Source organism: Amycolatopsis sp. NPDC006131 (genome assembly GCF_040614175.1).
In the GTDB taxonomy this organism is placed as follows: Bacteria; Actinomycetota; Actinomycetes; order Mycobacteriales; family Pseudonocardiaceae; genus Amycolatopsis_E; species Amycolatopsis_E tucumanensis.
Genome location: NZ_JBEXTX010000252.1, coordinates 1 through 1,195, shown reverse-complemented (window position 1 = coordinate 1,195; position 1,195 = coordinate 1). Strand labels below are relative to the sequence as shown.

Annotated in this window: 2 protein-coding genes and 1 pseudogene; all 3 read right to left on the bottom strand. The window is 68.0% G+C overall.

Translation table 11 applies throughout. The annotated features are described in order from the left end of the window. Nucleotides 1-224, bottom strand: a 224-nt coding sequence (locus tag ABZ215_RS43805; protein WP_354956872.1) for a hypothetical protein, incomplete at its 3' end; no start/stop codon positions are given. Then, entirely contained in the window at nucleotides 221-823 is a 603-nt protein-coding gene (locus tag ABZ215_RS43800; RefSeq protein ID WP_354956870.1) for a hypothetical protein, read from the bottom strand. The genes ABZ215_RS43800 and ABZ215_RS43805, both read right to left, overlap by 4 nt. Before the next feature lie 21 nt (nucleotides 824-844). Beyond that, a pseudogene (locus tag ABZ215_RS43795) lies at nucleotides 845-1,195 on the bottom strand (hypothetical protein); the annotation flags it as partial.

Genomic DNA, 1,195 nt, shown 5'->3' with positions numbered 1-1,195 from the left:
CCGTAGACCAGGAACACGTCGAGGTCGGCCGACCTTGCGATCAGGTTCTTCGCGAAGGCTTCGGACACCGACTTCGAGTTGCCGCCGGCCTCGAAAGTCCGTTGTAACTCGTCTGGGGTGATGCCGGGGTAGGCCATCCAGATGCGGATGATCGACTCGAACTCGAAGTCGTCGATGGCGGCGCGAATGTTGTGCGGCAGGTGGTGCCGATCGATCCTTTTCATCGGTAGGTCCTTCCGCCACCACGAGGGTTGGGGTCGCCCGAGATGGTGAGCGTGTACACGGCCTCGGGTTCGGTAGCGAAGCAGATCTGCTGGTTGCCGGGGGTGACGATGCGCCAGTCGGATTGCCGGACGAAGTCGGCGCAGTAGTAGCTGCCGAGCAGGATTCCGTCCCGCGTGACCGTGCCGTATAGGGTTCGCTGTGCGTCGGCCGGGTCCGCGACGGCGGCGGTTATCACGCAGCCGTTCTCGGTGAAGGTGCGGATGACGATCTCCGTGGCGTGTTCGTCGTGGTGTTCCATGATGCTGATCTCCTTGTCATCGTTGGCGGGTTCTGGTGCGACGGTGATCCGGTACCGGGGGCAGCCCGGGGCGTGGGGGCGGCACGTGGTGAGGTTGATGACCGGGCGGCCGGTGAAGCGTTCGACGGCGGTGGTGACGGCCTGCGGGTGGGTCATGTCGCCGGTGGCCGGGAACGTGCATTCGGCCCACTGGTCTGGTCCGGTCGCGATCGAGACCTGGTAGCGGCCGTCGACTATCTCGCTGATCACGTACCACGTCCGGGTGTCCAGGGCGCCGGAGTGCTGGGGGGCGGTGTCCACGGGGCCTCCTTGTCTGGGGTTTCAGCGGGCGGCCCGCAGGGCGGCGGTGGCGGCGCGTCCGATGGCTTGCGCGGTGGCGGCGGGGTCGGTGAGCAGGTGGACGCGTGCCCCGTCGAGCGGGGTGTCGTGCTTGCTGGTGGTCAGCCACAGCCCTGCGCACCCGGCGGCGCGCAGGCGGTTGAGCCGCTTCTGTCCTTCGGCGCGAGGCTGGTCGCGGAAGTTGCCGTCGGAGACGATGACCAGCAGCCGGGCCGCGCCGGGTGTGGCCAGGCCGAGGGCGCCGTCGAGGGCGTCGATGGCGGTGGGGATGTCTTCCCAGTTGTCGTTGGACTGGAACTCGGTGACGACGGACGGGGTGCGGCCGGGGTGGAT